Source organism: Pseudomonas sp. R3.Fl, from assembly GCF_023516765.1.
GTDB classification, from domain to species: domain Bacteria; phylum Pseudomonadota; class Gammaproteobacteria; order Pseudomonadales; family Pseudomonadaceae; genus Pseudomonas; species Pseudomonas citronellolis.
Genome location: NZ_JAMGSO010000001.1, coordinates 7,401,847 through 7,426,818 on the forward strand (window position 1 = coordinate 7,401,847; position 24,972 = coordinate 7,426,818).

General features: G+C 66.3%; 20 protein-coding genes. 10 read left to right on the forward strand and 10 right to left on the reverse strand.

Annotation, left to right across the window (positions count from 1 at the left end; genetic code table 11):
• Positions 1 to 294: 294 nt before the first annotated feature.
• The 3 genes from M8R19_RS32620 to M8R19_RS32630 all read left to right on the forward strand — a co-directional run bounded on the left by M8R19_RS32620 (position 295) and on the right by M8R19_RS32630 (position 6,811).
• Positions 295 to 2,568, forward strand: a complete 2,274-nt coding sequence (locus tag M8R19_RS32620; RefSeq protein WP_043272853.1) for an FdhF/YdeP family oxidoreductase — start codon at positions 295 to 297, stop codon at positions 2,566 to 2,568.
• A gap of 167 nt (positions 2,569 to 2,735) precedes the next feature.
• A complete protein-coding gene (locus M8R19_RS32625) occupies positions 2,736 to 3,674 on the forward strand; it encodes a Dyp-type peroxidase (RefSeq protein WP_249920075.1) in 939 nt (312 codons plus the stop codon).
• 392 nt (positions 3,675 to 4,066) lie between these two features.
• Entirely contained in the window at positions 4,067 to 6,811 is a 2,745-nt protein-coding gene (locus tag M8R19_RS32630; protein ID WP_436410219.1) for an ATP-dependent Clp protease ATP-binding subunit, read from the forward strand.
• Between the two features lie 45 nt (positions 6,812 to 6,856).
• Here the strand turns inward: M8R19_RS32630 and M8R19_RS32635 are convergent, their stop codons facing one another.
• The 5 genes from M8R19_RS32635 to mobA form a co-directional block, all read right to left on the reverse strand.
• A complete protein-coding gene (locus M8R19_RS32635) occupies positions 6,857 to 7,303 on the reverse strand; it encodes a molybdenum cofactor biosynthesis protein MoaE (RefSeq protein WP_043272851.1) in 447 nt (148 codons plus the stop codon).
• The gene (locus tag M8R19_RS32640; protein ID WP_061561791.1) at positions 7,304 to 7,555 is read right to left on the reverse strand and encodes a MoaD/ThiS family protein; all 252 of its coding nucleotides are present in this window, start codon (positions 7,553 to 7,555) and stop codon (positions 7,304 to 7,306) included. It abuts the gene before it with no gap.
• Positions 7,552 to 8,055, reverse strand: a complete 504-nt coding sequence (gene moaC, locus M8R19_RS32645) for a cyclic pyranopterin monophosphate synthase MoaC (protein WP_061561790.1) — start codon at positions 8,053 to 8,055, stop codon at positions 7,552 to 7,554. Before moaC ends, M8R19_RS32640 begins: the two co-directional genes overlap by 4 nt.
• A gap of 21 nt (positions 8,056 to 8,076) precedes the next feature.
• Positions 8,077 to 8,907 (reverse strand): formate dehydrogenase accessory sulfurtransferase FdhD, encoded by an 831-nt coding sequence (fdhD, locus tag M8R19_RS32650; protein ID WP_074980830.1) that lies wholly within the window; start codon positions 8,905 to 8,907, stop codon positions 8,077 to 8,079.
• A 135-nt stretch (positions 8,908 to 9,042) separates the two neighbouring features.
• Complete coding sequence (mobA, locus tag M8R19_RS32655) at positions 9,043 to 9,651, reverse strand: molybdenum cofactor guanylyltransferase MobA (RefSeq protein WP_074980829.1); 609 nt, start codon at positions 9,649 to 9,651, stop codon at positions 9,043 to 9,045.
• A 218-nt stretch (positions 9,652 to 9,869) separates the two neighbouring features.
• On the opposite strand from mobA, the gene moaB reads away from it, so the two are divergent.
• Genes moaB through M8R19_RS32670 form a run of 3 tightly spaced genes read left to right on the forward strand, consistent with a single transcriptional unit; the run spans position 9,870 to position 12,086 of the window.
• Entirely contained in the window at positions 9,870 to 10,409 is a 540-nt protein-coding gene (moaB, locus tag M8R19_RS32660) for a molybdenum cofactor biosynthesis protein B (protein ID WP_058070373.1), read from the forward strand.
• 14 nt (positions 10,410 to 10,423) lie between these two features.
• Positions 10,424 to 11,629: a molybdopterin molybdotransferase MoeA gene (locus M8R19_RS32665; protein WP_249920076.1), complete on the forward strand. Its 1,206-nt coding sequence runs from the start codon at positions 10,424 to 10,426 to the stop codon at positions 11,627 to 11,629.
• The gene (locus tag M8R19_RS32670; protein WP_249920077.1) at positions 11,616 to 12,086 is read left to right on the forward strand and encodes an NAD-binding protein; all 471 of its coding nucleotides are present in this window, start codon (positions 11,616 to 11,618) and stop codon (positions 12,084 to 12,086) included. The genes M8R19_RS32665 and M8R19_RS32670 overlap by 14 nt, the downstream gene beginning before the upstream one ends.
• Before the next feature lie 289 nt (positions 12,087 to 12,375).
• Here M8R19_RS32670 and M8R19_RS32675 read toward each other — a convergent pair whose 3' ends face one another.
• The 3 genes from M8R19_RS32675 to M8R19_RS32685 all read right to left on the reverse strand — a co-directional run bounded on the left by M8R19_RS32675 (position 12,376) and on the right by M8R19_RS32685 (position 16,482).
• Positions 12,376 to 13,737, reverse strand: a complete 1,362-nt coding sequence (locus M8R19_RS32675; protein ID WP_283939531.1) for an OprD family porin — start codon at positions 13,735 to 13,737, stop codon at positions 12,376 to 12,378.
• Between the two features lie 471 nt (positions 13,738 to 14,208).
• The gene (locus tag M8R19_RS32680) at positions 14,209 to 15,396 is read right to left on the reverse strand and encodes an alkane 1-monooxygenase (protein ID WP_249920078.1); all 1,188 of its coding nucleotides are present in this window, start codon (positions 15,394 to 15,396) and stop codon (positions 14,209 to 14,211) included.
• 27 nt (positions 15,397 to 15,423) lie between these two features.
• Positions 15,424 to 16,482, reverse strand: coding sequence for a 2Fe-2S iron-sulfur cluster-binding protein (locus M8R19_RS32685; RefSeq protein ID WP_249920079.1), 1,059 nt, complete (start codon positions 16,480 to 16,482; stop codon positions 15,424 to 15,426).
• A 162-nt stretch (positions 16,483 to 16,644) separates the two neighbouring features.
• Between M8R19_RS32685 and M8R19_RS32690 the strand changes: the two genes are divergently transcribed.
• Positions 16,645 to 17,649 carry an AraC family transcriptional regulator gene (locus M8R19_RS32690; RefSeq protein ID WP_249920080.1) on the forward strand — a complete coding sequence of 335 codons (1,005 nt, stop codon included), beginning with the start codon at positions 16,645 to 16,647 and terminating at the stop codon, positions 17,647 to 17,649.
• On the opposite strand, the gene M8R19_RS32695 is transcribed toward M8R19_RS32690, so the two are convergent.
• Positions 17,634 to 18,533 carry a bestrophin family protein gene (locus M8R19_RS32695; protein ID WP_074983886.1) on the reverse strand — a complete coding sequence of 300 codons (900 nt, stop codon included), beginning with the start codon at positions 18,531 to 18,533 and terminating at the stop codon, positions 17,634 to 17,636. The two genes, M8R19_RS32690 and M8R19_RS32695, sit on opposite strands and share 16 nt — an antisense overlap.
• A gap of 19 nt (positions 18,534 to 18,552) precedes the next feature.
• A complete protein-coding gene (gene moaA, locus M8R19_RS32700) occupies positions 18,553 to 19,557 on the reverse strand; it encodes a GTP 3',8-cyclase MoaA (protein WP_074983884.1) in 1,005 nt (334 codons plus the stop codon).
• Positions 19,558 to 20,047: 490 nt separating this feature from the next.
• Here moaA and M8R19_RS32705 point away from each other — a divergent pair, with 490 nt between their 5' ends.
• From M8R19_RS32705 to cydB, 3 genes are all read left to right on the forward strand, one after another.
• On the forward strand, positions 20,048 to 22,372 hold the full coding sequence (locus M8R19_RS32705; protein WP_249920081.1) for an FdhF/YdeP family oxidoreductase: 2,325 nt from the start codon (positions 20,048 to 20,050) through the stop codon (positions 22,370 to 22,372).
• 73 nt (positions 22,373 to 22,445) lie between these two features.
• Positions 22,446 to 23,840 (forward strand): cytochrome ubiquinol oxidase subunit I, encoded by a 1,395-nt coding sequence (locus M8R19_RS32710; protein WP_249920082.1) that lies wholly within the window; start codon positions 22,446 to 22,448, stop codon positions 23,838 to 23,840.
• Positions 23,841 to 23,852: 12 nt separating this feature from the next.
• Entirely contained in the window at positions 23,853 to 24,869 is a 1,017-nt protein-coding gene (gene cydB / locus M8R19_RS32715; RefSeq protein WP_074983875.1) for a cytochrome d ubiquinol oxidase subunit II, read from the forward strand.
• Positions 24,870 to 24,972 lie beyond the last annotated feature (103 nt).

The window sequence follows — 24,972 nt, forward strand, 5'->3', positions numbered from 1 at the left end:
GACATCTCGGAAGTGCGCCGCTTAGATTCTAGAGCACGATCGAGCGGCATGAGCAAGCTATTTTTTCTCGCAACTTCCTGTTGATCTCATCCAGCAAGTCATGTAACAGGCGCCAGTTTTTCGTTGGCTGGCGACGATGGTTTCTTCTTGAAAGAAAGAAGTTTTGTTTTTTCGGGAGGGTAGAGCGCAAGGCAATATCGCTATAGCGGAGAAAGATAATCGCTATAGCGTCTGAACATATAAAACTGTCGAGCCACGCCCAACTATCGGCCTGCTCGTATATATGGAGCGATCATGACTATTCGACGCAAGGTACCTGGTGTTCGTAAATACGATGGTCCCGCTGGTGGTTGGGGCGCTCTCAAGGCGACGGCCACGGCCGTCCGGGAACAGATGGATACCCTCAAGGCGCCCATCACCCTGATGCGCACCAACCAGCCCGACGGCTTCGACTGCCCCGGGTGCGCCTGGCCGGACAAGGAGCACAGGTCCACCTTCCAGTTCTGCGAGAACGGCGCCAAGGCGGTGACCTGGGAGGCCACCAGCAAGCGCGTCACCCCCGAGTTCTTCGCCAGCCACCCGGTGGCTTCCCTGCTGCACCGCAGCGACTACGAGCTGGAAGACCTCGGGCGCATCACCCACCCGCTGGTGTACGACCGCGCCTCGGACACCTACCAGCCCATCGAGTGGGAAACCGCCTTCGCCCGCATCGGCGAGATTCTCCGTGGCCTGAAGCCCGACGAGGTGGAGTTCTACACCTCCGGGCGGGCCTCCAACGAGGCGGCCTACCTCTACCAGCTGTTCGCCCGGGAATACGGCACGAACAACTTCCCGGACTGCTCGAACATGTGCCACGAGCCCACCAGCGTCGGCCTGCCGCGTTCGATCGGCATCGGCAAGGGCACGGTATCGCTGGATGACTTCGAGGCCTGCGAGCTGATCATCTCCATCGGCCACAACCCCGGCACCAACCACCCGCGGATGATGGGCACGCTGCACGAGGCGTCGCGGCGCAAGGTGCCGATCATGGTGTTCAACCCGCTGCGCGAGCGCGCGCTGGAGCGTTTCGCCGACCCGCAGGACATGATCGAGATGGCCACCTACGGCTCCACCCGCATCGCGTCCTCCTACTTCATGGTCAAGGCAGGCGGCGACGCGGCGGCGATCAAGGGCATCATGAAGGCGCTGCTGGAGATCGAGGACAGCCTGGGCGGCGCGCTCGACTACGAGTTCATCAAGCAGCACACCGTCGGCTTCGATGCGCTGGTCGCCGACCTGCACGCCACCCAGTGGCCGGACATCGAAGCCGCCAGCGGCCTGAAGAAATCCGACCTGGAAATGGTCGCGGCGGCCTACGCGAAGTCCAACGCCACCATCGTGACCTACGGGATGGGCATCACCCAGCACAACGAGGGCACCGCCAACGTCCGGCTCATCTGCGACCTGCTGATGCTGCGCGGCAACTTCGGCAAGCCCGGGGCCGGCATCTGCCCGCTGCGCGGCCACTCCAACGTCCAGGGCAACCGCACGGTGGGCATCACCGAGAAGCCGTCGAGCGCCTTCCTCGGCAAGATCGAACAGGTGCTGGGCTTCAAGCCGCCGGCGCAGCATGGCCACGATGCCGTGCAGGCGATGCAGGCGATGATCGACGGCACGGCCAAGGCGCTGATCTGCCTGGGCGGCAACTTCGCCGTGGCGCTGCCCGACCCCGGCCAGTGCTTCCCGGCCATGGGCAAGCTGGAGCTGAGCGTGCACATCGGCACCAAGCTGAACCGCACGCACCTGCTGGTGGGCAAGCACAGCTTCCTGTTCCCCTGCCTGGGGCGGACCGAGCTGGACGTGCAGGAAACCGGGCCGCAATCGGTGACCGTGGAAGACTCCATGTCGATGGTCCATGCCTCGGCCGGCAAGCTGAAGCCCGCTTCCGACGTCCTGCTCTCCGAGCCGGCCATCGTCGCCGGCATGGCCAACGCCACCCTGCCGGACAGCAAGGTGCCCTGGCTGGAGCTGGTCGCCGACTACGACCGCATCCGCGACCTGATCGAGAAGACGGTGCCCGGCTTCGACGACTTCAATGCCCGCATCCGCGTCCCGGGCGGCTTCCGCATGCCGCTGCCGCCGACCGAGCGCAAGTGGGACACGCCCTCGGGCAAGGCCGAGTTCTTCGTCTTCCCCGGCCTGCACGAAGACAAGGTGGTGGAGGGCGAAGACGTCCTGCGCCTGGTGACCATCCGCAGCCACGACCAGTACAACACCACCATCTATGCGCTGGACGATCGCTACCGCGGCGTATTCGGGCGGCGCGACGTGCTCTTCATGAACCCGGACGACCTGGCGGCCAGGGGTTTGGAACATGGCGACCTGGTGGATATAGAAACAATTACCGCGGGGCGCAAACTGCGTTACGAGAAGATCACCGCCATTGAATACAAGATCGCCGCGGGTTCGGTCGCCGCGTACTATCCCGAAGCCAATAGACTGGTGCCGCTGGACTACATAGACGTCGACAGCGGAACGCCCTCCTATAAATCCGTGCCGGTTCGGGTGATGCGCTCGGAAGTCAACTGAGCCAAGTTGCCCAACATATAACCGGGGTGTCAATGGCACCCCTTTCTTTTTCAGCCTTACTTGCAGTTCGGAATAAAACCATTCGGCACGCGCGATGACGATTGTCATGCGCCCGCTATTATCTGGTAGTCTCGAACGCCCAACCGTGATGGTAGTTGCCAAGCAAAATGACAGAAGAACTCCCCAATCCCCAGGCAGTCGACAGTCCGATCACCAGTAGCGCGATCTTTCTCGTGATGACGCTGGTTTCCGGTGAGGAAAACCGCGATGCCGTGCGCGCACTGTGCGGGGATATCGCCGCCCTGGTGCGTTCGGTCGGCAAGCGGGCGCCGGCGGGCAATCTTTCCTGCGTCGTCGGCTTCGGCTCCGAGGCCTGGGACAGGCTGTTCGGCGCGCCTCGCCCGGCGGCGTTGCACACCTTCCGCGAAGTGGGTTCCGGCGAGCGCGTGGCCGTTTCCACGCCGGGCGACATCCTGCTGCACATCCGCGCGGACCAGATGGACCTGTGCTTCGAACTGGCGACCCAGGTGGTCACCCGGCTGGGCAAGGCGGTGGAAGTGGTCGACGAAGTCCAGGGCTTCCGCTACTTCGACATGCGCAGCATGGTCGGCTTCGTCGACGGCACCGAGAATCCTGCGGGCCGCGAGGCGGCCCATTTCACCCTGATCGGCGACGAAGACCCCGGCTTCGCCGGCGGCAGCTACGTCATCGTGCAGAAGTACCTGCACGACATGGCCGGCTGGAACCGGCTGTCCATCGAGGCCCAGGAGCGCATCATCGGGCGCACCAAGCTGTCCGACATCGAGCTGGACGAATCGGTCAAGCCGAGCTGCTCGCACAGCTCCCTCACCACCCTGGTCAAGGACGGCAAGGAAGTGAAGATCCTGCGCGACAACATGCCTTTCGGCCGGCCGGGGGCAGGGGAGTTCGGCACCTATTTCATCGGCTATGCCCGCTCGCCCGAGCCCATCGAGGAAATGCTGCAGAACATGTTCGTCGGGCGCCCGGCGGGCAACTACGACCGCTTGCTGGATTACAGCCGTGCGGTGACCGGCAGCCTGTTCTTCGTTCCCTCCGCCGACCTGCTGGAGCAACTCGCCGAATAACTTCCCGTGTTCGAGCGGTTTTCCCGGTAACTTCCCTGGACTATTGCGGCGACTCACTTCGCCGCAATAGTTTTCCAGGGAATCCGAAGTTGCTCCGGCATGTTCCGCTGAGCTTCCTTCGTTTCATTGTTTTGTAGCTATAGCGTCGCTGCTTATCATCTTTCGTTGTTTGGCTATCGTCGATTTCGTCTGGCGCTCTTCCACTTCCCGGACTATGGTGAACGGACGGTGTAATAACCGTTCCGGCTTTTCGAGTTTTCCTGTCTCTTTCGTTTCGAAAAAACAGTGCATGCCAAGTCTCCGGGTTCGTTATTGAACTCATCCATGGCTATGCGCTGCTGGAGATGCGGCCGCTCGATTACAAGCGCCCACTTGTTGCGTGGAGAAAGTTCATCATGGCGACTCTCTGTGAAATCTGTAATGCGCGACCCGCCGTTGCCCGCGTGACCGTCGTACAGAATGGCGAGCGCAAGTCGATGTCGATCTGCGACCACGACTACCGTCAGTTGATGCGGCACCAGAGCATGCTCAATCCGTTCGACTCGCTGCTGGGGGGCGGCGGGCTTTCACGCTTCTTCGACAGGTTCGGCGGCGCGGGCGAGGAGGGCGATGGTTTCGGCATGGCCGCCGAAGTGCCCCGCGAGTCGGTCGACGCCACCGATGCCTTCAGCGCCCAGACCCTGGAGATTCTCCAGCGCGCCGCGGAAAAGGCCCACGAGCTCAGGCGCAACGAACTGGATACCGAGCACCTGCTGTACGTGCTGGCCGACACCGACGTGGTGAGCGCCCTGCTCAAGGAACTGAAGCTGTCGCCGGAGGACATCAAGGGCTACATCGACCAGCATGCGCAGACCGGCAACGCCTCCGCCGACGCGCCGGTGGACCGCATGACCATCTCGCCGCGCCTGAAGAAGGCCTTCCAGCTGGCCTTCCAGGCCTCGCGGGACCTGGGGCATTCCTACGTCGGCCCGGAGCACCTGCTGATCGGCCTGGCCTCGGTGCCCGAGAGCCTGGCCGGCACGCTGCTGAAGAAGTACGGCGTGACCCCCGAGACGCTGCGCCAGAAGGTGGTCAAGATCGTCGGCAAGGGCGCCGAAGACGGCCGCGTGGATACCCCCAGCGGCACGCCGACGCTGGACAAGTTCGGCCGTGACCTCACCCAGCTGGCGCGCCAGGGCAAGCTGGACCCGGTGCTGGGGCGGGCCCAGGAGATCGAGAACGCCATCGAGGTGCTGGCCCGGCGCAAGAAGAACAACCCGGTGCTGATCGGCGAGCCCGGCGTCGGCAAGACGGCGATCGTCGAAGGGCTGGCCCAGCGCATCGTCAACGGCGACGTGCCGGAAGTGCTGCGCGGCAAGCGCCTGGTGGAGGTGAACCTGAACTCGATGGTCGCCGGCGCCAAGTACCGCGGCGAGTTCGAGGAACGGGCCAAGCAGCTGATCGACGAAGTCACCGCCAAGCACGACGAGCTGGTGCTGTTCATCGACGAGCTGCACACCATCGTCGGCGCCGGGCAGGGCGGCGAGGAGGGCGGGCTGGACATCGCCAACGTGCTCAAGCCGGCCCTGGCCCGCGGCGAGCTGAGCCTGATCGGCGCCACCACGCTCAACGAGTACCAGAAGTACATCGAGAAGGACGCCGCGCTGGAACGCCGCTTCCAGCCGGTGTTCGTCCCCGAGCCGACGGTGGAGCAGACCATCGTCATCCTCCGGGGCCTGCGCGACAAGCTCGAGGCCCACCACCAGGTGACCTTCGCCGACGATGCCTTCGTCGCCGCCGCGGAACTCGCCGACCGCTACATCACCAACCGCTTCCTGCCGGACAAGGCCATCGACCTGATCGACCAGGCCGCCGCCCGCGTGCGCATCGGCGCCACCTCGCGGCCGGCAGACATCCAGGAGCTGGAGGCGGAGATCGCCCAGCTCAAGCGCGAGCAGGACTACGCGACCTCGCGCAAGCGCTTCGACGAGGCGAAGAGCTTCGAGGAGCTGATCGGCGAGAAACAGACGCAGCTGGAGGAACGCTCCGAGGCCTGGGAACGCAAGACCGGTTCCGAGACCCTGGAGGTCACCACCTCGTCCATCGCCGAGGTGGTCTCGCGGCTGACCGGCATCCCGGTGGCGGAGCTGACCCAGGAAGAACGCCAGAAGCTGCTGAAGATGGAAGAGACGCTGCGCGAGCGGCTGATCGGCCAGGAGCACGCGGTGGTGGCGGTCAGCGATGCGGTGCGCCTGTCCCGCGCGGGCCTCGGCCAGGCCCACCGGCCCATCGCCACCTTCCTGTTCCTCGGCCCGACCGGAGTGGGCAAGACCGAGCTGGCCAAGGCGCTGGCGGAGAGCGTGTTCGGCGACGAGCAGGCGATCATCCGCATCGACATGTCCGAGTACATGGAGCGCCATGCCGTGGCCAGGCTGATCGGCGCGCCGCCGGGCTACGTCGGCTACGACGAGGGCGGCCAGCTGACCGAGCGCGTGCGCCGGCGGCCGTACAGCGTGATCCTGCTGGACGAGATCGAGAAGGCCCACCCCGACGTCAACAACGTGCTGCTGCAGGTCTTCGACGACGGTCGGCTCACCGACGGCAAGGGCCGGGTGGTGGACTTCAGCAACACCATCATCATCGCCACCAGCAACCTCGGCGCCTCGATCATCATGGACAACCTCGAACGCCCCGAGGCCGAGCGCATGGACGACAAGGCGCTGCGCGACGAGCTGATGGGCGTGCTCAAGGGACACTTCCGTCCGGAGTTCCTCAACCGCGTCGACGACATCATCGTGTTCCATGCGCTGTCCCGCGACGACATCCGCGCCATCGTCCGCATCCAGCTGCAGCGGGTAGTGCGCACGGCCGCCGCGCAGGACATCACCCTGACGGTCGATGAGTCCCTGGTCGATCACCTGGTCGACGTGGGCTACCAGCCCGAGTTCGGCGCCCGCGAGCTGAAGCGGCAGATACGCCAGGAAGTGGAGACGCGCCTGGCGCGGGAAATCCTCGGGGACAAGGTGGTTTCCGGGGACAGCATCGCCCTGGGCTACGACAAGGAGGCCGGCAAGGTGACGCTGGAGAAGGGCGGCGCCCAGCCCCCGGCGGCTGAGCCGCCCGCGCCGCCGGCCGACGCGGAGCAGACCGGAACCTGAAGACGGGCGGACGGGTAGCGCTCACCCCGGGCGCTACCCGTGCCCTCACCAGCGCGCGGCGGCCTGGCTGTCCGTCTCGCGGGCCGCCACCCATTGCCAGCCGTGGGGCGTGCGTTCGCGCTTCCAGAACGGGGCGCGGGTCTTCAACTGGTCCATGATGTATTCGCAGGCTTCGAAGGCGTCCCGCCGGTGCCGGCTGGTGACGCCGACGAAGACGATCGGCTCGGCCGCCGCGAGGGCGCCGACGCGGTGCAGCACTTCGAGGTCGAGCAGCGCCCAGCGCTCCCGCGCCGCCGCGGCGATCTGCTCCAGGCTCCTTTGCGTCATGCCCGGGTAGTGCTCCAGGAACAGCTCGCTGACTTCGGCGCCGCCGTCCAGGTCGCGCACGTAGCCGACGAAGCTCACCAGGGCGCCGGCGCCGCCGGAGCGCCCGCGCAGCCGCTCGATGAGTTCACCGGCATCGAAGCCCTGCTGTTGCACGCAGATGCTCATTCAGCCTCCGGTCACCGGCGGGAAGAACGCCACTTCGTCGCCATCGGCGAGGGGCTCGTCCAGGCTGCATAACTCCTGGTTGCGCGCGCACATCAGGTTGCCCTGGCTGAACACCTCGGCCCAGGCGCCGCCGCGGCTGGCCAGGTGGTCGCGGAGGTCGCCCAGCGTGGCCAGGGCCGGCTGCCAGGGCAGGGGCTCGCCCTCGCTGCCGAGCAGTTCGCGGTAGCGGGCGAAGTACTGCAGGTGGATCATCGCGCGTCCTCCACCTGGTACAGGCCCGAGCGGCCGCCGGCCTTGCGCAGCAGCCGCACCCAGTCGATCTGCATGCCGCGGTCGATCGCCTTGCACATGTCGTAGAGCGTCAGGGCCGCGACGCTGGCCGCCGTCAGGGCTTCCATCTCCACGCCCGTCGCGCCTTTCAGCCGGCAGCTCGCGACGATGCGCACCGAGTCCGGCAGCACCGGCTTGAGCTCGACGCTGACCGCGCTGAGCAGCAGCGGGTGGCACAGCGGGATGAGTTCGTGAGTGCGCTTGGCCGCCATGATCCCGGCGATCCGCGCGGTGGCGAAGACATCGCCCTTGGGGTGGCCCTGTTCGAGGATCAGGTCGAGGGTTTCAGGTTTCATCCTGATCCAGGCTTCGGCCACGGCTTCGCGCTGGCTGTCCTGCTTCGCGGTGACGTCGACCATGCGGGCATGGCCGCGATTGTCCAGGTGGGTCAGCGTCGCCGCCGACTCATGGGCTTGGTTCATCGGGACTCCGGGGCGCGCGGGTCAGGGCGCCGGGCTGTAGAGCCTGGGCAGGCTGTGGTGGGGAAGGTGGATGAGGTTGAGCTGGTTGCGGCGCGCCCATTCCACGGTCAGGGCGGTGGGCGCCGAGAGGCTGACCAGGGTGCCGATGCGCGCCCGCACCGCCTTGTGAATGAGTTCCAGGCTGCAGCGGCTGGTGACGACGACGAAGCCCTCGGCGGGTTCGAAGCGAGCCTGGGCCATGGCGCCGATCAGCTTGTCCAGGGCGTTGTGCCGGCCGATGTCCTCGCGGCACAGGCGCACCTCGCCCTGGGCGTCGAGGTACAGGGCGGCGTGCAGGGCGCCGCTGTCGCGGGCGACCGTCTGGGCGGCGTTGATGCGCTCGCGCAGGCCCTCCAGCAGGCGCGCTTCCGGCAGCGGCGCGAGGCGCAGCGGGGTCAGCGCCGGCAGCGCCTGGTCCAGCGCCTCGACCCCGCAGATGCCGCAGCCGCTGGTGCCGGCCAGTTGCCGGCGGTGGTCCTTCAGCGCCCAGAAGGCGCGGTTGGTTATTTCGACCTGGGCCAGGTACGACTCGCCGGAACCGGTGATTTTTATATCGCGGATTTCATCCAGGGAAGTGACGATTTCATTGGTCAGGCTGAAACCCCTGACGAAGTCTTCCATATTACCCGGCGATACCATCATCACCGCCTGGTTGATGCCGTTATAACTGATGGCCAATGCCGTTTCCCGGGCAAGTACGGCCTCACCGATTATCCAGTTCTCGCCCAACTCGACATAACTATAGGTTTGCGCGGGCGCGGGCGGCGCATTGATATCGGATATATCGGTTCGAGCTTCGTCGATCAGCTCCATCACGGCACCTTGTGTCTTGTTGCCTGTTTTCAGGTTACGCAGGCGATCAAATAACGTCCAATCGCTTGTTCCGATCCGTCAATAAGACTCCTCTATGACGGAAACAACGCATTCGATGCAGGCCGGAAGTTGCTTTCACGGCCGGGTTTCGATGGTGCCGCTCTGCGCCGCCAGCAGCACTTCGGGGCTGTTCAGGTTCTGCAGGCGCAGGTCCTGGCAGGAGCACGGCAGGCCCTTGGCCCGGGCGGCCAGGAGCAGCCGCAGCAGGCTTCGCTCGCCCGCCGCCCAGGCCGCCTCCAGGGTCGGCAACAGGGCCTTGGGCAGCAGGCTGAACATCGGCTGCCATTGGCTGCCCTGGCGCAGCATCAGCGGGTAGCCGAGGCCCTTGCCGAGGTGCGCCAGCATGGCGCGGACGAGCGCCTGGTCGACCAGCGGCGCATCGCAGGGCAGCACCAGCATCCACGCGTGCCTGGCCTGTTCCAGGCCCGCGATCACACCCGCCAGGGGGCCCGGATAGCCGTCGACCGAATCGCTCACGCAGCGGTCCGAATAGGTCGCGTAGACAGCCTGGTTGCGGTTGCAGGAAATGATTAGGTCGTCGGTCAGTTCGCGCACCACGGCATGGATATGCGCGATGAACGGCTTGCCGCGGAAGAGCATCAGTCCCTTGTCCTTTCCTCCCATTCTCTGGCCTTTTCCACCGGCGAGCAGAAGTATGGAACAGGGTATTTCGATAGTGCTCATGCTCGTTGTATCCGAAGGCTCGGAATCGAAGGCGGAAAACTACAGAACTTGCAGCGGATGCGTCCAATTGCAAATGCTTACCGGAAGATAGATGCGCCTTATCGGGAACACTCTTCTTGTCGATAGAAGACTCCGATCGGAGGGTTTGCCATATCGATTGGACGACGCCGGTCTTTGTCTCTAGTTTCCACGGAAACTTCCAACTGGAGCGATGCCCCGTGAGTGTCAAACCGAATACGGAATTCATTCCGCTGAACATCGCGGTATTGACCGTCAGCGATACGCGAACTTTCGAAAACGATACGTCGGGCGAGTTGCTGGCGAGCCGCTGCGTCGAGATCGGCCACCGCCTGGTGGCGCGTGTGCTGCTCAAGGACGACCTCTACCGGATACGCGCGCAGGTCGCCGCCTGGATCGCCGAGGAGGAGGTGCAGGTGGTGCTGATCACCGGCGGCACCGGCTTCACCGGCCGCGACAGCACTCCGGAGGCCGTCGCCTGCCTGCTGGACAAGCAGGTCGAGGGCTTCGGCGAGCTGTTCCGCGCGCTGTCGATCCTCGACATCGGCAGCTCCACCGTGCAGTCCCGCGCCCTGGCCGGCCTGGCCAACGGCACCCTGGTGTGCTGCCTGCCGGGCTCCACCGGGGCCTGCCGGACGGCCTGGGAGGGCATCCTGGTCGAGCAGCTCGATTCGCGGCACCGCCCCTGCAACTTCGTCGCGCACCTCAAGCCCGGCAACGCCTGCGGGCCGCGCCAATGAAGGGCGCGGCGCTGATGCCGGTCGACGAGGCCCTGGGCCGCCTGCTCGACCTGGCGCAAGGCTCGCCCATCGCCGATATCGAGGAACTGGCGCTGGCCCTGGCCGATGGCCGCGTGCTGGCGCGCGACCTGTTCGCGCGGACCGACTCGCCGCCCTGGGCCAACAGCGCCATGGATGGCTATGCCTTCAGGCTTGCGGACCTGGACGGGCGGGCGCTGCGCATCTCCCAGACGATCTTCGCCGGCCAGGCGCCGGCGCCGCTGGAGCCCGGCACCTGCGCGCGCATCTACACGGGCGCGCCGCTGCCGGAAGGGGCTGACTGCGTGCAGATCCAGGAGAACTGCAGGCTGCTCGACGACCAGCGGGTGCTGATCGAAGGCCAGCCGCGGGCCGGCGCCAACGTTCGGCCGCGGGCGGACGAGATCGCCGCCGGCGAACCCCTGCTCGAAGCCGGCCGGGTATTGGGGCCGGTATCCCTGGGGGTTCTGGCTTCCCAGGGCTATGAGCGCGCGCCGGTCGTGCGGCGCCCCCGGGTCGCGCTGCTTTCCACCGGCGATGAACTGGTCGTCGCTGGCCAGGCGCTGGCGCCCGGGCAGATCTACGACAGCAACCGCACGCTGCTGCGGGCGCTGCTCCAGCGCCTGGGTTGCGAGGTCGTGGAGCTGGGCCGCGTCGGGGACGACCCCGAGGCGATCCGCGCGGCCCTCGCCGCCGGCAGCGCGAGCGACCTGATCCTCAGTTCCGGCGGCGTCTCGGTGGGCGAGGCCGATTTCATCGGCCAGCTCCTGCGCGAGCAGGGCGAGGTGCTGCTCTGGAAGCTGGCCATCAAGCCAGGCAAGCCGTTCACCTTCGGCCAACTGGACGCAACGCCCTTCATCGGGCTACCGGGGAACCCCGGCTCGTCCCTGGTGACCTTCCTGCTGCTGGTGCGGCCCTACCTGCTGCGGCGGATGGGCGTGGCCGCGGTCCGGCCCAGGCACTACCCGCTGCCGGCGGGCTTCGACTGGCCTTCGGCGGGTACCCGCCAGGAATACCTGCGGGTGCGCATCGAGAACGGTGTCGCCCGGCTGCTGCCGGGGCAGAGCTCCGGCACCCTGCTGAGCGCGGCAGTGGCCGACGGCCTGCTGGAAGTCCCGGCGGGCAGGACTTTCGCGGCGGGGGAATGGCTGAACTTCCTGCCGTTCGACGGGCTCTGGGGCGCGGCGAATGACGCGCGCTGAGCATTACATCGTCATCGGCGACAACGCCCTGGCCTACAACGCCTGGCGGGAACTGAGCGCAAGGGGCCAGGCCGCGATCCGCCTGCTGCCCTGTCGAACCTCGACGGCAGCCCCGGACGCCGTGCTGGGCGATCCTCAGGACGTGGAAGTGCTCCGGCGGGCGGGCGCGGAGAGAGCGGTGGCCATACTGGCGATGCTCGACGACGATTCGCACAACCTGGCCGTGCTGCGGGCATTGCAGGCGCTCGCCTGCAGTGCGCTCACGGTGGTGACGGTCAATGACTCGCGGAACCTTCCGCGTATCCGCCAGCTGCGGCCCGGCGCTGTCATAGCGCCGGTGATGGAGGATGGGGGAGTGGCTGCGCGGGTCGTTCAGGGTGGGCAGATACCTTTGGACCTGCTGCCGCACTGTGTGCTCCAGCAAGAGGGTGTTGCTGGCGAGCACGGCTTCTCGTAGGAGCGAGCTTGCTCGCGAACAAATACGGTGCCATGCGGTTCGCGAGCAAGCTCGCTCCTACGAAGAGCATCCTGGCGCGGCCCGGTGGCTTTCGTGTCTTGGGTTGGCTCCGCTCCCTCTCCCTGAAGGGAGAGGGAGCTTGTCCGTGCCGGCGGATAGGAATGGTTTCAACCTGAACCGTCATCTCCGGCTGACGCCGAAACATCCACTCACTCCGAACGGTCCCCTCTCCCTTCAGGGAGAGGGTTAGGGAGAGGGGCTCTTGGCTCCAACAGCCCCCACTCCAGACCTAGAACAACGGCAACGTATAACTCACGATCAACCGGTTCTCATCCTGGTCCCGCTGCGTCGCCGTGCCCGAGCCGCTGACCGGCAGGCCGCTGCGCATGGTGGCATTCTTCCAGGCCAGGCCCAGGCCCTTGAAGGTGCCCTCGGGGACCACGTAGCCCACCGCGATGTCGCGTTCCCATTCGCCCTGGTCGCCGCGGCCGGTCCTGATGTCGTCGGCGTTGAGGTAGAGCACGCTGAAGGTCAGGCCCGGCACGCCGAGCTTGGCGAAGTCGTAGGCGTAGCGGCCGATCCAGGTGCGCTCGCCGGCGTGGTTGAACTTCAGCAGCTGGGCGTCGGTGTGCAGGTAGGTGCTGGTGCCTTCGCCGTCGCCGCGGTTCAGGTAGGGGAAGTCGCTGTCGCCGGTGAGCACCTGGTAGCCGGCGCCGATGCTGTGGCCGGCGAGGCTGTAGGTGAGCAGGCCGCTGTAGACGTTGTTGTCCACCTCGCCCTTGGTCGCGTTGTTGCCGTAGTAGCCGCTGCTGACGTAGCCGTCGGCGCGGCCGGAGGCGCTGCCGTTCTTGCCGTCGGAATCGCTGATGAACACCCGCAGGTCGGTCTTCAGGGTGCCCGGGCCGACCGCCCAGTTGTGCGTCAGGCCGAGGAAGTGCTGCTGGTAGAAGTCGGTCAGCTGGCCGTAGTAGTACTGCAGCGTCAGGTCCTTGGTGGCCTTGTAGTCGCCGCCGGCGAAGTAGAACTTGTTGCTGTCGCGGGAGCTGGCGCTGCTGCCGTTGGCGCCGGCGATGGACATGCTGCGCCAGTCGGTGGAGTTGCGGCCCTTGGTGTGGGTCAGCTGGCCGCCGATCAGCGTCAGGTCCTTGAACTCGTTGGAGGTGACCTGGCCGCCCTCGTAGGTCATCGGCAGCAGGCGCGCGTCGTTGTAGACCACCACCGGCAGCTTGGGCTGCAGGGTGCCGTAGCGGAACTCGGTCTTCGACACCCTGGCCTTGGCGGTCAGGCCCAGGCTGCTGAACTCGTCCACCGCGCTGCCGTCGCTCTCCAGCGGGAAGATGGTGCCGGGCTGGCGGTCGATGCCGCTCTTGCCGGACTTGCCGCCGCCGTCCAGGCGCAGGCCGAGCAGGCCCAGGGCGTCGACGCCGAAGCCGACGGTGCCCTCGGTGAAGCCGGAGGCGTAGTTGAGCATGAAGCCCTGGCCCCATTCTTCCTGCTTGCTGGGCGAGGCGGGGCCGTTGCGGTTGTCGGTGTTGATGTAGAAGTTGCGCAGGCCGAGGCTGGCCTTGCTGTCTTCGATGAACCCGCCGGCGCTGGCCTGCTGGGCGAGGACGCCCGCGGCGATCGCCAGGGCGAGGGTGGATCGCTTCATATGAATGCTCCTGATAACGGTTCGAGTGTCGCGCCTGACTCCGAGCAGAAAGTGTTTTATTACGTTATTTACTTTTTTATATAGCGATACTTGTAAAAAACGCCATGAATATGGCGTTGATAGAAAACAAGGGCGCTTCTTCTTGCTACGTAAGGCGCTGGCTATGACGCCAAACTGCAAGGGAAGTGTCAAGCGATATTTGATTTTCCTGAAGAATGAAAGGCGAAGTGCATTGGCGGATACTCGGGATCGATCTTGCAAGATATGGACTTTCCTGATTGGGCAAGTACCGGCTTATTGTTTTTCGAAAAGCGCCGCACCCAGTGGAAGTTCCAACTATGCACTTCAGCGAATGCCCGGGCGCCGAGGGCTGCGGCGTCAACCGGCCCTCGGCGGAAGTTTCAGGTGAATCTTTCGGGGATGTTCTCTTTCATTCCCGGGCGAAACATTCGAACTTGCAGGTAACGCTCATCAGGAAGGGGACGGATAGTTCGAATATTTCATCAGCGCCGGAATACCACTGCGGACGTTGGCGGTCGCGGCCAGTTGGCGCTCTTCGGCGCTCGCGTATTCGCGGTCCCAGGCCAGCACCTTGGGCGTCATCAACTTGTGCCAGAGCGGCGGGAGCATGGCGACGATGATGGTGGTCAGGTAGCCGCCGACCATCATCGGCGCGTCGGGGAAGGGCTTCAGGTCCTGGTAGGGCACCTCGCCCTGGGCGTGGTGGTGGGAGTGGCGGGTCAGGTTGAACATGGTCCAGGAGCTGATGCGCTTGTTGGTGTTCCAGGAATGCCGCGGCTGCACGGGGGTGGCCGGGTTGCGCACCATGCCGTAGTGCTCCATGTAGTTGACGATCTCCAGCAGGGCCTTGCCCCACAGCGCGCAGGCGATGAAGAACAGCGCGGCGGGCCACTGGCCGATGGCGTAGGCCGCGGCCACCAGCAGCAGGCTCATGCCGTGCCCGCGCAGCACCGCGTTGCGCCAGCCGAGCAGCCAGTAGCCCTTGCGCGCCAGGCGCTGCTTCTCGATGTGCCAGGCGCTGAGGTTGCCGCGCAGGGTCGAGATCAGCACGTGGGCGTAGACGTTGCGCCCGCGCGGCGCGGTGGCCGGGTCCTCGGTGGTGGAGACGTAGCGGTGGTGGCCGTAGACGTGCTCGATGGAGAAGGTGGTGTCGAAGCTGAACGCCAGCAGCCAGCGGCCGATGAGCATGGAGACCGGGTCCCAGGTGCGGTGCGTCAGCTCATGGGCGGTGATGGTGCCGATGGTGCCGATCATCAGGCCGGTGAGGACCCAGGCGCAGAGGTGCTGGCCAAGGTTGGTGGCGTCCCGGGCGGCGATCAGGTCGTAGCCCGTCGCCTGGCCCAGGGCGGCGCCGAAGCCGAGGAAGTCGCCGTCGCTGACGCCCCAGAGCGCCGCGAAGACGATGAAGCACAGCAGCGGCAGGGCCAGCCACAGCTGGAAGGTGAGGATGCCCGGGTGATGGAACTCGGGCGTGCTGGTGTCGTCGCCGCAGACCAGGTCGCCGACCACGTAGAGCGTCAGCACGGCGGCCAGGCCGTAGGCGATCCAGGGGCCGCCGGCGAGCAGGGCGGCGGCCGAGCACAGGCCGACGGCGTGGAACAGGAAGTACTTGAGGTAGTGCAGCGCGTTCATGGGCATCTGTCTCTCTTGTTATTGGGCTTCGGGTTACAGGCTTGCGGGTTGCGTGGCTGCGCTTTCCGCGGCGGCATGGGGAGCCTGTTGCAGCGTGAAGCGGTCGGCATGGATGTTTTCGCGGGCCACGCCATGCCGTTGCAGCAGGGCGCTGGCGCTGTCGATCATCCCCGGCGGCCCGCACAGGTAGGCGTGGCTGCCGGCCTGCAGCAGCACCGGTATCTGTTCGCTGACCAGGCCCCGCGCGCCCTCCCAGGCGGCGTGGCGGTCCGCTTCGGAAAGCACCGGGACGAAGTGGAAGGCCCCGGGCCACTGCCGGGCGAGCGCCTGGATTTCCTCCAGGGCGTAGAGGTCGTGCTCCTGCCGGGCGCCGAACAGCAGGGTGACCGGGCGCCGCACGTTGCCGGCCAGCGCGTCCTGGAGGATGGCCAGCAGCGGGGCCAGGCCGCTGCCGCCGGCCACCAGCAGCAGCGGGGCGTCGGCCGGGCGCAGGTGGAACTGGCCCAGCGGGCCCTTGAGGCTCGCGCCCTGGCCGACCAGCGAGTGGCTATCGACCAGCGTGGTGAGCCGGCCGCCGGGCACCTTGCGGATGAAGAAGCTGACCTTGGCATCGGCCCGCGGAGGCGAGGCGAAGGAGAAGCTCCGGGCGTGATTGGGCAGGCAGTCGAGGCTGAGCTCGGCGTACTGCCCGGCCTGGTAGGGCAGGCCCGTTTCGAGCTGGAGGGTCAGGCGGGTGATGTCGTGGGTGAGGCGCTCCTGCGCCACTACCTTGCCGCGGACCTGGCGGGCCTCCTGCTGCGCGCTGTCGACCTCGATGCTCACGTCGCCGCGCGGCACGCTCTGGCAGGCCAGGATGTAGCCCTGGTCGAGTTCCTCGGCGCTGAGGATGTAGCCGGTCTCGGTCAGTTCCCTGACCTTGCCCTGCAGCAGCCGGCACTTGCAACTGGCGCAACCGCCGACGCGGCAGCTGTGGGGGAAGTCGATGCCGCTGCGCAAGGCGGCTTGCAGCAGGGTCTCGCCGGGCTCGACACGGATGCTGGCGCCGTTGATCGAGGCGTTTGCCGCACGGTTTCTGTTCAGGAAGGCAAACATGCGTCCTCCGTTCTAATCGTTGTGGGTCGGGACGCTTCAATGCTAGGGACGGCGGCGGGCGGCGGAGAGGTTCCCGATTGACATTCCAGGGGTCATTTGTTGACATCTTCGCGCCCCCCGGAACCCTGTGAGGTCGAGCCCTTGTCGGACTTCGTATTGCCAATGCCCTACCTGCGACAGATCGCCGAGCAGCTGCGGGCCATGCAGAAGGACGCGCAGGCCTGGTTCGCCCGCAGCGGCCTGGACGAGCGCCAGCTCGACGAGCCGGGCTTCCAGCTCGGTTTCCCGCAGTTCCAGCAACTGCTGCGCGACGCCATCGCGCTGACGGCGGAACCGGCGCTGGGGCTGCTGATCGGCGAGCGCCTGGTGGTCAACACCCACGGCATCCTCGGTTATGCGGCGATGCAGAGCGGCACCCTGCGCCAGGCCCTGGAGTTGCTGCAGCGCTACCTGGCGCTGCGCACCACGCTGTTCAGCCTGAGCTACGAATGCGATGAGCGGGCAGGGCAGGTACAGGTGCGCTTCCAGCCCGGCTATGCCCTGGGCGACATCGAGCGCACGGTGCTGGAGGCAGTGATGCTGGCGGTCAGCAACATCTTCGCGGCGATGACCCTCGGCAGTTGCCCGCTGCGCCAGGTCAGGCTGCCGTTCGCGGAGCAGCCCTACGCCGCGCTGGCCGAGGAGCTGTTCCGCTGCCCGGTGGCCTACGGGCAGCCCTGGGCCGGCTTCAGCCTGGACCTGGCGGTCATCGACCAGCCGCTGAAGCTGGCCGACCCCGCGGCCTTCCGCGAGGCCGAAGCGATCTGCCGGCGGGAGCTGGAGCGGCTGGGCGAAACCGCCTCCATGGGCGCCCGGGTGCGGCGCGCCATGCTGGAGAAGCACAACGGCTTCCCCAGCCTGAAGGTCACCGCGCGCCTGTTCCACATGACGCCGCGCACCCTGCACCGCCACCTGCTGGCGGAGGGGACGTCATTCAAGCTGATCCTCGAGGACGTGCGCCGCACCCTGGCCATCGAGCACCTGAAGGCCGGCCACCTGAGCATCGAGGAAATCGCCTACACCCTGGGCTACACCGACCTGGCCAACTTCCGCCGCGCCTTCAAGCGCTGGGAGGGCATGCCGCCCTCGGCGTACCGAGCCAGCCTCGGCGCTCAGCTGAGGACGTAGTCCACCGGCTGCAGGGGCGGCGGCAGGTCCTTGCAGCCCAGGGCGCCGAGGATGTCGCGCTCGATGACGCGGACCATGGCGTCGGTGGGCAGGTCGTTCTCTTCGCGGCCGAAGGGGTCTTCCAGCTCGTTGCTGATGGCGTCCAGGCCGAAGAAGGTGTAGCTGACGATGGTGGTGAAGATGGGCGCCATCCAGCCCAGCGGCTCGGCCATGGCGAAGGGCAGCAGGATGCAGAAGATGTAGATGGTGCGGTGCAGCAGCAGGGTGTAGGGGAAGGGGATGGGCGTCGCCTTGATCCGCTCGCACACGCCCTGGGCATCGGTGAAGGCGGCCAGGCGCTGCTCCAGCGTCACGTAGCGCCATTCGCTGATGCGTTTTTCTTCGGCCAGCTGCGAGCAGACGCTGCCGATGTGCTGGAGGATGCCGTCGGTGACGTTGTGCGCGGCGATCGGCGTGTCGCTGGCGAGCCAGGGGCGGGCGGCCTTCAGCTCGTCCTCGTTGCGCAGCCGCGCGTTGAGCGCGTGGGCGTAGCCGCAGAGCGCGCGCAGCAGGCGTTCGCGCAGGGCGGCGTCGGTGATGGCGACGCTCTCGCGGATGAACGAGCGCATGTCGATGATCACCTTGCCCCAGGTCTTGCGGCCTTCCCACCAGCGGTCGTAGCAGGCGTTGTTGCGGAAGCTCATGAAGATCGACAGCGACAGGCCCAGCAGGGTGAAGGGCGTGGCGTTGACCCGCGCGAAGAACGCCGGGTGGTGTTCCTCCACCAGCACGATCAGCGCCGCCAGGATGGTGACCATCAGGCTGCGGAAGGCGATGCGCTTGGCGATGGAGCCCTTGAGCGTGAACAGCACGCGCAGCATGTCGGGTTGCGGTTGGACGATCATGGCGATTCCAGGTGGGCGGCTAGCCGCCGGTCATGTTCATGAAGCGCAGGATCTGCACTTCGCCGCCGACCTCGAAATGGTGGCGCTGGGGCTTGAGCCGCATGGCCTGGCGGATCGCCTTGTCCAGCCGTTCGGCGTCGCCGGGGTGGGCGCGCAGCACCTGCTTGAGGTCGGCCGAATGCTCGTTGCCCAGGCACAGCAGCAGGCGGCCCTCGACGGTCAGGCGCACGCGGTTGCAGCTGCCGCAGAAGTTGTGGCTGTGCGGCGAGATGAAACCGATGCGGATTTCCGGCGCCTCGGCCAGGCGGCAGTAGCGCGACGGGCCCTGGGTGGATTCGGCGGATTCGATGAGGGTGAACCGCTCGCCGATGCGCTGGCGCACCTCGTCGCTGGAACAGTAGGACTCGCCGCGCTGGTGCTCGCTGATCACGCCCAGGGGCATTTCCTCGATGAAGGAGATGTCCAGCTGGCGGTCGATGGCGAAGCGCACCAGGTCGACCACCTCGTGGTCGTTGCGGCCCTTGAGCACCACGCAGTTGAGCTTGGTGTGGCGGAAGCCGGCGCTGCGCGCGGCGTCGATGCCGGCGATCACCTGCTGCAGGTCGCCGGTGCGGGTAAGCGCCTTGAAGCGCTGCGCATCCAGGCTGTCGAGACTGATGTTCAGCCGCGCCAGGCCGGCGTCGTGCAGCGGCTGCGCCAGGCGCTGGAGCTGCGAGCCGTTGCTGGTCATGCACAGCTCGCGCAGGCCGGGCAGGGCGGCGATGCGCGCGCACAGCTCGACGATGCCCTGGCGCACCAGGGGCTCGCCGCCGGTGAGGCGGATCTTGCGCGTGCCCAGGGCGACGAAGCGCTCCGCCACGCGGTACAGCTCGTCGAGGGTGAGGATGCGCTGGCGCGGCAGGAACTGCATGTTCTCGGCCATGCAGTACACGCAGCGGAAGTCGCAGCGGTCGGTCACCGACATGCGCAGGTAATCGATCTTCCGATTGAAACCGTCGATGAGTTCGCCAGTATTTTCATTCAATTCCGAGTTGCCTCTCGAAGTGATCGTTCATTGCTCTTTGCACGCAGGCGTTGGCATCTTTTTATTAATGCTCTGGCGATCTTCGAGGTGAGGCTAGTCAGTTCGCCCAGGGGCGTCAAATTGCTTTTGATTACCGGTTGATAAGAGTGGTCTATCAAGCGCCTTAATTGTCCATTCCGCCCTTCTACTGCGGGCATTCCAGGACTGATAGACGGTTCTGATCAGGGTTTAATTTATTTCGATTGGACGCAATCTCCGCTTCTCAATAGCCTGATGTCACAAGGCGAACCAATGTCTTTCCAGCTTTCAGGCCGATTGTTCGAAAAAAGGCCCTGGAACTTGGACCTGAACACAACTCACCCAGTGTTGCGAACAGCAAGTTTCGCGCAAGGAAGTTGCTCGCTCAGCGTTCCGATATTGGCGTGCTCTTAGCGTCGCCTTTTTCTGCCTGAGAACTTTCATTCTCTGCGTGTAATCGAGGAATGCCTGAATGAGCCAAGACGAACATATAAGGAGCTACACCGGACCGGCCGCCGGCTGGGGCGCGCTCAAGAGCGTGACCAAGAGCTGGCTGGGCAGCGAGAACGCGGTCAAGAACCTGCGGGCGATGCTCAAGACCAACCAGAACAGCGGCTTCGACTGCCCCGGCTGCGCCTGGGGCGAGTCGCCCGAGAACGGCCTGGTGAAGTTCTGCGAGAACGGCGCCAAGGCGGTCAACTGGGAATCCACCGGGCGCTCCGTCGACCCCGACTTCTTCGCCAAGTACAGCGTCAGCGCGCTGGCCGGGCAGAGCGACTACTGGCTCGAATACCAGGGCCGCCTGACCCATCCCATGCGCTATGACGCGGCCACCGACCACTACGTGGAAACCACCTGGGACGAGGCCTTCGCCCTGATCGCCCGGCACCTGAAGGCGCTGAAGTCGCCGGACGAGGCGGAGTTCTACACCTCCGGCCGGGCCAGCAACGAGGCGGCCTTCCTCTACCAGCTGTTCGTCCGCGCCTTCGGCACCAACAACTTCCCCGACTGCTCGAACATGTGCCACGAGGCCAGCGGCCTGGGCATGGCGGAAACCCTCGGGGTGGGCAAGGGCACCGTGGTCTTCGACGACCTGGAGAAGGCCGACGCCATCTTCGTCATCGGCCAGAACCCCGGCACCAACCACCCGCGCATGCTCGAACCGCTGCGCGAGGCCGTGCACCGCGGCGCCCAGGTGATCTGCATCAACCCGCTGAAGGAACGCGGCCTGGAGCGTTTCCAGCACCCGCAGCACCCCTTCGAGATGCTCAGCAACGGCTCGGAGCCGACCAACACCGCCTACTTCCGCCCGGCCCTGGGCGGCGACATGGCGATGTTCCGCGGCATGGCCAAGTTCCTCCTGCAGTGGGAGCGCGAGGCTCAGGCCAACGGCGAGCCGCCGGTGTTCGACCACGCCTTCATCCGCGAGCACACCAGCGGCCTGGACGACTACCTGGCGGCGGTGGACGCCACCCCCTGGGAGCACATCGTCGGCCAGTCCGGCCTGAGCCTGGCCGAGATCGAGCTGGCGGCGCGCATGTACCGCCGCGCCGAGCGCGTGATCATGTGCTGGGCCATGGGCCTGACGCAGCACCGCCACTCGGTGCCGACCATCCAGGAGGTGGTCAACCTGCAACTGCTGCGCGGCAACGTCGGCAAGCCCGGCGCCGGCCTGTCGCCGGTGCGCGGCCACAGCAACGTGCAGGGCGACCGCACCATGGGCATCGACGAGAAGCCGCCGACCTGGCTGCTGGATGCCCTGGAGAAACGCTTCAGGTTCAAGGCGCCGCGTGGCCACGGCGACAACGCCGTACTCGCCATCCAGGCCATGGAAGCCAGGCGCGCCAAGGTGTTCCTGGCCCTGGGCGGCAACTTCGCCCAGGCCACCCCGGACACCCCGCGCACCCACGCCGCGCTGCGCAACTGCGAGCTGACCGTGCACATCGCCACCAAGCTCAACCGCTCGCACCTGGTCACCGGCCGCGACGCGCTGATCCTGCCGTGCCTGGGCCGCACCGAGGTCGACATGCAGGCCGAAGGGCCCCAGGGCGTCACCGTGGAAGACACCTTCAGCATGGTGCACATCTCCCACGGCCAGCTGAAGCCGCGCTCGCCGCACCTGCGCTCGGAACCGGCGATCATCGCCGGCATCGCCAAGGCCACCCTGGGCAACCGTCCGATCGACTGGGACTGGGCCATCGCCGACTACGGGCACATCCGCGACCTGATCGCCGACGTCATCCCCGGCTTCGCCGACTTCAACGCGCGGCTGCAGCACCCCGGCGGCTTCCACCTGGGCAACGACGCGGCCGAGCGGGTCTGGAAGACCGCCAGCGGCAAGGCCGGCTTCACCCCCAGCGAACTGCCGCTGGAGCTGGTCAACCAGGCGGTGCTGGCCCGCGGCGAGCGGCCCGACCTGATCCTCCAGACGCTGCGTTCCCACGACCAGTACAACACCACCCTGTACGGCCTGGACGACCGCTACCGCGGGGTGTTCGGCCTGCGCGAGGTGGTCTTCGCCAACGAGCGGGACATCCGCCGCCTGGGCTTCGAGCCGGGCGAGAAGGTCGACCTGGTGTCGCTCTGGGAAGACGGCATCGAGCGCCGCGTCCACGGCTTCCGGCTAGTGGCCTACGACCTGCCGGCCGGGCAGGCCGCGGCCTACTACCCGGAGACCAACCCGCTGGTGCCGCTGGAAAGCTATGGCGAGCGCACCTTCACGCCAACTTCCAAGTTCATCGCGATCAGGCTGGAGAAGGCCCGGGAAGACAATCGGATCCATTCGACTGTCGCCTGAGGCGGACTCCCGTGCGGCAGCCGGAGGACGGCTGCCGGCATTTCATGAATGAGCGATCAATAAGGGTTTCGCCATGTTGAACCTACAGGCGTTGGACCTGGCGCGGATTCAGTTCGCGTTCACGGTCTCTTTCCACATCATCTTCCCGGCCATCACCATCGGCCTGGCCAGCTTCCTGGCAGTGCTCGAAGGGCTCTGGCTGAAGTCCGGCAACGCGGTCTACAAGGACCTCTACAAGTTCTGGTCGAAGATATTCGCGGTGAACTTCGGCATGGGCGTGGTCTCCGGCCTGGTCATGGCCTACGAGTTCGGCACCAACTGGGCGCGCTTCTCCGACTACGCCGGCAGCATCACCGGGCCGCTGCTGACCTACGAGGTGCTGACGGCGTTCTTCCTGGAAGCCGGCTTCCTCGGCGTGATGCTCTTCGGCTGGGACCGGGTGGGGCGCCGCCTGCACTTCTTCGCCACGGTGATGGTGGCCATCGGCACCATGATCTCGATGTTCTGGATCCTCTCGTCCAACAGCTGGATGCAGACGCCCCAGGGCATCGGCATCGTCGATGGGCGCGTGGTGCCGCTGGACTGGCTGAAGATCGTCTTCAACCCGTCCTTCCCCTACCGCCTGGTGCACATGGCGCTGGCCGCCTACCTGTCCACCGCCTTCTTCGTCGGCGCCTCGGCCGCCTGGCACCTGCTGCGCGGGCGCGACAACCCGGCCACGCGGACCATGCTGTCGATGGCCATGTGGATGGTGCTGGGCGTGGCGCCGCTGCAGGTGCTGGTGGGCGACGCCCACGGCCTGAACACCCTGGAGCACCAGCCGGCGAAGATCGCCGCCATCGAGGGGCACTGGGAGAACGAGCCGGGCGAGCCGACGCCGCTGATCCTCTTCGGCATCCCGGACATGCAGGCCGAGCGGACCCGCTACAGCCTCGAAGTGCCGTACCTGGGCAGCCTGATCCTGACCCACAGCCTGGACAAGCAGATTCCGGCGCTGAAGAGCTTCGCCCCGCAGGACCGGCCGAACTCCACCGTGGTGTTCTGGAGCTTCCGCCTGATGGCCGGGCTGGGGATGCTGATGATCCTCTGCGCCCTGGCCGCCCTGGTGCTGCGCCGCGCTGGCGCGCTGTACCGCAACCGCGCCTTCCTGGGCCTGGTGCTGGCGATGGGCCCCTCCGGGCTGATCGCGCTGCTCGCCGGCTGGTTCACCACCGAGATGGGCCGCCAGCCCTGGGTGGTCTACGGCATGCTGCGCACCAACCAGGCGGTCTCCAACCACAACGTCGCGCAGATGAGCCTGACCCTGGCGCTGTTCGTGGTCATCTACTTCTCGGTGTTCACCGTCGGCCTGGGCTACATGATGCGCCTGGTGCGCAAGGGGCCTGGCCAGCAGCACCTGATCGATCCGCTGGACAGCGAGCCCGCCGGGCCTTCCAGCATCCGCAGACCTATGTCGGTTGCCGGCTGAGGAGGTTGCAACATGGGTATTCAAGGCATCGACCTGTCGGTCATCTGGGGCGTGATCATCGCCTTCGGGCTGATGATGTACGTGATCATGGACGGCTTCGACCTGGGGCTGGGCATTCTCTTCCCGCTGGTGTCCGACTCCAGTGAACGCGACGTGATGATGAACACCGTCGCCCCGGTGTGGGACGGCAACGAAACCTGGGCCGTGCTGGGCGCCGCCGCGCTCTACGGGGCCTTCCCGCTGGCCTATTCGGTGATCCTGGAGGCGCTGTACCTGCCGCTGGTATTGGTGCTGGCCGGGCTGATCTTCCGCGGCGTGGCCTTCGAGTTCCGCTTCAAGGCCAAGCCGCAGAAGCGCCACATCTGGGACAAGGCGTTCATCGCCGGCTCCTTCCTGGCGACCTTCTTCCAGGGCGTGGCCATCGGCACCTACATCGACGGCATCCCGGTGCTGGACCGGCAGTTCGCCGGCGGCCCGCTGGACTGGCTGTCGCCGTTCCCGCTGTTCTGCGGCCTGGGCCTGGTGGTGGCCTACGCGCTGCTGGGCAGCACCTGGCTGCTGGTGAAGACCGAGGGCATGCTGGAGTCGCGCATGCGCCACTACAGCCGGCCGCTGACCTACCTGCTGGCGGCGGTGATCGTGGTGATCTGCGCCTGGACCGCCTGGCTGCACCCGAACATCGCCCAGCTGTGGTTCTCCGGGCGCCACTGGGTGCTCTTCGCGGTGATCGCCGCGCTGGCGGTGGCGTCGATGTGCCTGGTCCAGTCGAACCTGCGCAAGCGCCATTCGCACCTGCCGTTCATCAGCGTGCTGGCCCTGATGTTCCTCGGCTACCTCGCCCTGGCGGTGAGCATCTGGCCGAAGATCATCCCGCCGGCCATCGACCTCTGGCAGGCCGCCTCGCCGCCGTCCAGCCAGCTGTTCGCCCTGATCGGCGCGCTGTTCATCATCCCGATCATCCTCATGTACACCTTCTGGAGCTACCACGTGTTCCGCGGCAAGGTCACCGCCGCAGACGCCTACCACTAACTCCCCACGAGCCACACGACAGCTGGCGGTGGCCGCGCCCGAGCGCGGCCGCCCCCGGCGCGGGGACGCTTTTTTCCGAATTCCAGCGGGCCGCCCGTGCCGG